This window comes from Hymenobacter agri (assembly GCF_054778495.1).
The window spans coordinates 1-6,725 of sequence record NZ_BAAGZM010000203.1 but is presented as its reverse complement, the minus strand read 5'-3'; the positions used below and the strand labels follow the sequence as shown (position 1 = coordinate 6,725).

General features: G+C 64.3%; 8 protein-coding genes. 5 read left to right on the top strand and 3 right to left on the bottom strand.

The window, feature by feature from the left end; all coding sequences use genetic code 11:
• A partial coding sequence (locus ACYVDE_RS11545; RefSeq protein ID WP_460501699.1) for a hypothetical protein occupies positions 1-993 on the top strand: 993 nt, incomplete at its 5' end.
• A gap of 171 nt (positions 994-1,164) precedes the next feature.
• Complete coding sequence (locus tag ACYVDE_RS11540) at positions 1,165-2,550, top strand: MFS transporter (protein WP_460501698.1); 1,386 nt, start codon at positions 1,165-1,167, stop codon at positions 2,548-2,550.
• Positions 2,551-2,634: 84 nt separating this feature from the next.
• Here the strand turns inward: ACYVDE_RS11540 and ACYVDE_RS11535 are convergent, their stop codons facing one another.
• Together ACYVDE_RS11535 and ACYVDE_RS11530 are read right to left on the bottom strand one after the other, a co-directional pair.
• Entirely contained in the window at positions 2,635-3,699 is a 1,065-nt protein-coding gene (locus ACYVDE_RS11535) for an Ldh family oxidoreductase (protein WP_460501697.1), read from the bottom strand.
• Positions 3,700-3,754: 55 nt separating this feature from the next.
• The gene (locus ACYVDE_RS11530) at positions 3,755-4,711 is read right to left on the bottom strand and encodes a Ppx/GppA phosphatase family protein (RefSeq protein WP_460501696.1); all 957 of its coding nucleotides are present in this window, start codon (positions 4,709-4,711) and stop codon (positions 3,755-3,757) included.
• Positions 4,712-4,812: 101 nt separating this feature from the next.
• On the opposite strand from ACYVDE_RS11530, the gene ACYVDE_RS11525 reads away from it, so the two are divergent.
• Together ACYVDE_RS11525 and ACYVDE_RS11520 are read left to right on the top strand one after the other, a co-directional pair.
• Positions 4,813-5,115 carry a hypothetical protein gene (locus ACYVDE_RS11525; protein ID WP_460501695.1) on the top strand — a complete coding sequence of 101 codons (303 nt, stop codon included), beginning with the start codon at positions 4,813-4,815 and terminating at the stop codon, positions 5,113-5,115.
• A 1-nt stretch (position 5,116) separates the two neighbouring features.
• Entirely contained in the window at positions 5,117-5,479 is a 363-nt protein-coding gene (locus ACYVDE_RS11520; protein ID WP_460501694.1) for a hypothetical protein, read from the top strand.
• A gap of 20 nt (positions 5,480-5,499) precedes the next feature.
• On the opposite strand, the gene ACYVDE_RS11515 is transcribed toward ACYVDE_RS11520, so the two are convergent.
• Positions 5,500-6,384 carry a class I SAM-dependent methyltransferase gene (locus tag ACYVDE_RS11515; protein ID WP_460501693.1) on the bottom strand — a complete coding sequence of 295 codons (885 nt, stop codon included), beginning with the start codon at positions 6,382-6,384 and terminating at the stop codon, positions 5,500-5,502.
• Between the two features lie 99 nt (positions 6,385-6,483).
• Between ACYVDE_RS11515 and ACYVDE_RS11510 the strand changes: the two genes are divergently transcribed.
• The coding region (locus ACYVDE_RS11510) for a hypothetical protein (protein WP_460501692.1) at positions 6,484-6,725 on the top strand (242 nt) is incomplete at its 3' end.

Sequence of the window (6,725 nt, the reverse complement as noted above, 5' to 3'; positions counted from 1 at the left end):
GAGCTGGTGCGCCACCTGCCCGCCGACCGGTGGCCCGCGTACACCCTGGGCAGCCGACGGCTGAATCAGGCCATTGCTGCCGGGCCGCGCTACCCAATCAGCACAGTGGGCCGGCTGCGCCACGAGCGCGCCCAATCGACGGAGGAGCGTCTGGCCGTGAAGCGGTATAACTACAACGCCCGCTATAGCCGGCGCGAAAAAATCCGGCGTTACGCCGCCGTCGAGTTTATGGTAGATACTACTGGCCGGGTGTTCAGTCCTAAAGTCCGGCCCGGTTACGACGCCGACCTGGCCGCTCCGGTGCTGGCGACTGTGCAGCAGCTCCGGGCTTGGAAACCGGCCCGTTACGCGCAACTGGTGCCCGGCAAAGCAGGCGGGGCGTTGCAGCTCCAGTGGCGGTTGAAGCCGGCGATGGGCATCGTGGAAGTGGGTGTCACGCCGGCCGGAGCTATTCTGATAAGCTCGACCTGGGATGAAGCCGCTACGCGCCTGCTGCTGGAGCGGCAGCAGGCCGAGAAGCAAAAAGCTCGGTACCAAGCCAAGCTGGCAGCTCGGGTAGCACGCCGCGACAGCATTTTGCGCAACGGGGGCAAACTGTCGGCCGCCGACCTGGCCGCGCCCACCGCCGAAGGGCTATTTTATGAATTAGGCAACATAGGCCTGGGATGGGCAAACTGCGACCGGTTCATCGATTCCCCTCAGCCGCTGGTCAGATTTGCAGTACAGGCATCAGCGCGAAATGCGCAAATAATGCTGGTATTTAGTGAATTGCGGTGTGTGGTTTCCGGGCAGGAGGGGACAAATGCTGCCAGCACGGTTTTTCAGCACCTCCCAAGCGGTGCTAAAGTCACCATCGTGGCCATTCGCTGGGAGCAGGGAAAGGCGCTGCTGGCAGCTGCCCCCGCCACAATCGCAGCTCTCACTTACGCGGAGCCTCTTCAATACCGACCAATAACCATGCTAGAGCTACAGCAGGCGTTGGCCAGCCTATAGCCGGATATATAGCATCAGTGGGGATGGCACTCAAGATTTTGCCTTCGCCAACCTTGAGGTCGAAGAGGGAGTATTGAGGCGATAACCTCGACGCTGCGGGCCAGTTGCGCCCGCAACTAAGCCGAGCCGTAATCCTTCATTGATTCTGGCCCCTCCGGGCCACTTCGTAGTATGGCGCATTCCCTTGCATTGGCCGGTAAGCGCCGCAGCATTCAGGCCCTGGCGCCGCTGAACCTGTTTCTGGCCGATGTGCGCGATGGGGTGGGGCCGTACCTGGCCATCTACCTACTGTCGGTGCGGCACTGGCAGCCGGGGGCCATTGGGCTGGCCATGTCGCTGCCCGGGCTGGTGGCCGTGCTGCTCCAGACGCCCGCCGGCTCGCTGGTCGATACGTCGACGCATAAGCGGCGGCTGCTGGTGCTGGCTTCGGTGGTGGTGGCGGTTAGCTGCGTGGCGGCCGTCACGTTCGTGTCGCCGCCCGTTATTTATGCCACCCAGATGCTGACAGGCGCCGCCACCACCATCTACGCGCCGGTAGTGGCGGCCATCACGCTGGGGCTGGTGGGGCACCGGCGCTTCGCCCAGCAAACCGGCCGCAACGAGGCCTGGAATCACGGCGGCAACGTGCTGGCCGCGATACTGGCCGGCCTCATTGGCTATTACTGGCGCTACGAAGGCATTTTCTATCTCGTGGCCGTGATGTGCGCGCTGGGCTGCTGGTCGGCCCTGCGCATCAACCCGCAGGATATCGACAACGACCTCGCCCGCGGCCAGGGAGCTGACCAGCCTGAAACCGACGAGATTGAAACCGCCGGTAAGGAGCCGGCTGCAAAAGAATCTGCCGCAGCTAAAGCCATTCCGAAAGCTCCCAAGGATTCCGCCGCCAAGTCATCGGCCGAAGCCGACCCGGCGGCCGAAAAGGATGGCGGGCAAACCGCCGGCTTCCGGCAGGTGCTGGGCAACCCGCGCATTTTGCGCTTTGCCATTGCGGTGGTGCTGTTTCACTTTGCCAACGCGGCCATGCTGCCGCTGGTAGGTCAGAAGCTGGCCCTGAGCAACCAGAAGGCTTCGGCGCTGTTCATGTCGGCCTGCATCATCGTGGCTCAGCTGGTGATGATTCCGGTGGCGGCGTGGGTGAGCCGGCGCGCGCCCGACGCGGGCCGCAAGCCGGTGTTTCTGCTGGCGTTTGCGGTGCTGCCGGTGCGCGGCGTGCTCTACACGCTCAGCAACAACGCCTATTTCCTGGTGGGCGTGCAGATGCTCGACGGGCTGGCCGGCGGTATTTTCGGCGTCATCAGCGTGATTATGATTGCTGACCTCACGCGCGGCACCGGGCGCTTCAACTTCGTGCAGGGGGCCATTGCTACGGCGCTGGGCATTGGAGCCTCGCTGAGTACGGTGGGCGCGGGGTATCTGGTGCAGCACTTCGGTTACCGGGTGGGCTTCCTGGCGCTGGCGGCCGTGGCGGCCGTGGCGCTGGCCTTCTTCTGGTTTTTCGTGGAGGAGTCGAACCCGGCTGAGAGCAAAAAAGCGAAAGCGGAACAGCAGCCCGCGTAAGGTTCGAGTACCCCGAAATTTTATTTCGGCCCGTTGAAACGAGTTGCATGCGCGAGCCGAAATGAAATTTCGGGGTACTCGGCCCTACAGCTTAACCCCAAGCTTCGCGCCCACGCTTTCCAAGTCATTCACCACCGCATCGAGCAGCGGAATACCTTCGAGCAGACGGTTGGCGGCCATTTCACGCTCCGGGTCGCCGGGGATGAGAACGTGTTTGCCCTCCACGGCCTGCGCGCCGCGGAAAGTCGAAATCCAGTTATCCATGTGGGCTTTGAACTCGTCGGCGGGCCGGAAGGCGTCGACGCGCATGGCCCCGAAGAAGTGGCCCAGGCCCAGGCCTACCGGGTTGGCTGATGGCTGCAGAAACGCCACGAACGGCGGCACCCACGGCCCGTAGTTGGCCCCCGACAGCACAGCCGAGAAAATATCCACCACCGCGCCCAGGCCATAGCCTTTGTGCGAGCCGGTGGCCCCGCCGAGCGGCAGCAGGGCGCCGCCGTTTTTCACGGCGTTAGCGTCGGTGCTGGGCTGGCCGTCGGCGGTCTGGGCCCAGCCTTCGGGCAGGGGCAGGCCTTTGCGCTGGGCAATTTCGAGCTTGCCGTTGGCGGCGGTGGTGGTGGCCATGTCGAGCACGAAATCGGGCTGCTCGCCGGCGGGTACGGCCACGGCAATGGGGTTGGTACCCAGGAGTCTATCCAACGAATAAGTGGGCGCGACCAGCGGCGAGGCGTTGGTCATGGCGATGCCCATCATGTCGTGAGCCAACGGCAGCATGGCGTGGTAGCCGGCAATGCCGAAGTGGTTGGAGTTCTTCACCGAAACCCAGCCCGTGCCCACCTGCTGGGCTTTTTCGATAGCTACGCGCATAGCTTTGGGGCCGACCACGAGGCCGAGGCCGCCATCGCCGTCGACCACGGCGGTGCTGGGCGTTTCGTAGGTGATGCCTACCCGGGGCGCGGCATTGATGCGGCCGGCCTCCCACAGCCGCACGTAGCCCACCAGCCGGGCCACGCCATGCGAGTCCACGCCGCGCAGGTCGGCCGAGAGTAGGGTTTCGGTGGCCAGCGTGGCATCGGCCTCGGGGCAGCCAATGCTACGGAAGACGCTTTCGGTGAAGGTGAAAAGCTGGCTGTAGGAGAAGGTGGGCATTTTGGGGACTTAGAGGCTTAGCATGACGTTCTATTCAGTGTGACGGTCAACGAGACTACGCCGCCAGCATTTCGGCCAGCACGCCTTCCTTCAGGGCAAAGGCCGAGGTGCGGATGCGCGTGATTTCCGTGATGCCCAGTACGAAGTCAATCAGCACGGCCGCCACCACCAGCATGTCGGCCCGCATGGGCAGAATGCCGGGCAGGGCCTTGCGCTGCTCGTGGTTGCCGCTGAGCAAGTGGCGGTAGCTGGCCTGGAACGATTCCAGCGCCAACTCGGTGCAGGGCGGTAGCTCGCTCTCGGTGCGCAGGCGGCCCAACTGCATGTCGGCCAGGCTGTCGAAGCTGCCCGAGGCGCCCACCAGGCTGGCGGGCCGGTAGCGCCGCACGGCTTCGATGAGCGGTTCCAGTACCGTGGCGAGGTAGTGCTGCTCGGCTTCCATTGCTTCGGCCGGAAACACGCCGCTGGGGTCGGGGAAAAACTTATCGAGCAGGCGCTGGGCACCGATTTCGAAGCTTTGCTTCCAGAAAATAGTGGTTTGGTTGGCAATGATGAACTCGACCGAGCCGCCACCGATATCCATAATCAGCTGTGCTTCCTCGCCCAAATCCACGGCCTGGCGCACACCTTCGCAAATCAATTCCGCCTCGCGCTCGCCCGGTATCACGTTCACCCGAATGCCGGTTTGCTCGAAGATGTCGCGCACTAGGTCGGGGCCGTTTTTGGTTACGCGCATGGCGCTGGTGGCCGTGGCGCGCACCTCGCTCACGTCGTGCAGCTCCATTTCCTCCTTGAAGCCGGCCAGCGTGTGCAGGGCGCGGTCGTAGGCCGCCGGGGCAATAATACCCTGGCTGATGCCGCCTTCGCCGAGGCGCACGCCGGCCTTGGTGCGTAGGATGGTGGAGGGCTTATGACCGGGTACGGCGGGCATTTCCACGATGAGTAGGTGGAAGGTGTTGGTACCCATGTCGATGAGGGCAAGGCGGCGATGGTGGCTAACGGGTTGGTGCATGGCAAATGGGGGAGGCAAAAGCGGCAAAACGCAAGGCGGCAGGCGGCACGGGGCCAGACTTCCGCCGGCTTCCTACGTAACTTTCTGCGCAAATAAGGGCTATGGGCAACGAAAATCTGATATCGACGAAGAAGTGCCCGGCTTGTCAGCAGTGGTCACACTGGCAGCAGCAGGCCCACGACCGCTGCGAGCATTGCGGCGAGCTGCTCGACCCCCGCGCGCAGCAGGAAGCTACGGAGCGGGCTGCCACGGAGCACCTGCGCGGCGGCATTCAGCTGATAGAAATCGGCCCCGACGACAGCGACCTGGTGCGTTTTCTCAAAACCATTGCCCGCGGCGGCCAGCTGGTGTTCATTGCGATTCTCGGGTTTATTGTGTGGCTCGTAACCGTGCTGACGGGCTGATATGCGGCTGCCGGCCGTGTTGCGCCAGCCCCTGTTTGTGGGCAGCGTGCTCCTCTACGGGGCCTACCAGTTGAACAGGCGCGGGCTGCACCGGCCGCTGCCGGAGTGGCTCACCTCATACCTGAGCGACGTGCTGTGCCTGCCTGTCATCCTGAGCTTGGCACTGGCCGCCCACCAGGCACTGTACGGCCGCCGCGCCACGCTGCCCGGCACTTGGGTGCTGACGGCCTGGACTACAGTGGCACTGTGGTTCGAGGTGTTGCTGCCGCGGTGGTCGGCCCAGGCCGTGGCCGACCCTTGGGACGTGCTGGCCTATGGCGTGGGTGCGCTCATCTTTCACCGCTGGCTGAACCGGACGGGCTGACGCGGCACCCACAGTCCGCGCTACGTGGCGAACCGGCAAAACGTGCCCAGCGGTAGTTTCCGCTGGCCGGCGTCGTGCAGGTAAATCTCGCCCAGCTCGCGCACGGCCTTGGTACCGGGGAAAATGGCGGTGGTCAAATTATCCAGAATCAGGGCCGAGAAGCCCAGCGAGTAGAGGTTCACCACGAAGAAATGGTCCTCGGGGTCGAGCAGCTGCTGGCTGAGCTTGAGCATCTCGTTGAGCTCGTCTTCGAGCTGCCACTTCTCGCCGTTGGGGCCGCGGCCGTAGGCGGGCGGGTCGAGGATGAGGCCCTGGTACTTGCTGCCGCGCTTCACCTCGCGCCGCACATACTTCATGGCGTCTTCCACCAGCCAGCGCACGCCGTCGAGCTGGCTGGCCTCCATGTTGTCGCGGGCCCAGAAATTCACCTGCTTCACCGAGTCGAGGTGCGTGACGTCGGCCCCGGCGGCGCGGGCGGCCAGCGTGGCCGCGCCGGTGTAGGCGAAGAGGTTGAGCACGCGCGGCAGCTTGGCGCGGCGCTTCCGCGTCTGGTTGTAGATGAACTGCCAGTTGGGGTCCTGCTCCGGAAACAGCCCAACGTGCTTGAACGACGAGAGGCCCAGGCGGAATTTCAGCTTCAGCCCGTCGGGCCGCTCGTAGGCAATCACCCACTGTTCGGGCATGCTGGGCTTGAGGCGCCACTGGCCTTTTTCGGTGGAGCCGGGGGCGCGGGCGAAGGCGGCATCGGCCTTTTCCCACTCTTTGAGTGGCAGGTGCGGGTCCCAGATGGCCTGCGGCTCGGGCCGGGCCAGCACGTATTTGCCGAAGCGTTCGAGCTTCTGGAAGTTGCCGGAATCAATCAGCTCGTAGTCGGGCCAGGGCGAGGTGGTGAGGAAGTCGTACATAAGCAGGCCGCAAAGGTAGGGTGCCTTGTTCAAGCGGTTCAGGCCCTCGTTCATCGAACTACCCGAGTCCACCTGCTGCCCGTCACTTAGCTTTACCGGATGCGAACAGCTTTACCCTGGAAAACTTTTCTCCTGGCTTTCGTGCTGCTGCTGAACGCCTGCTCCTCGCCGGGGCAGGAGGTGGGTGCGCCGCCGCCCGTGCAGGATTCCACCTTCGGGCCGCTCACGCCGCGCCGCATTGTCTCGACGGAGCCGCTGCTACGTGGCCGCGTACTCGACCGCAATGACTCCGTGCTCATCGCCACGCGGCCCGTGTACCTGCTCGCGCTGCCCACGCGCCC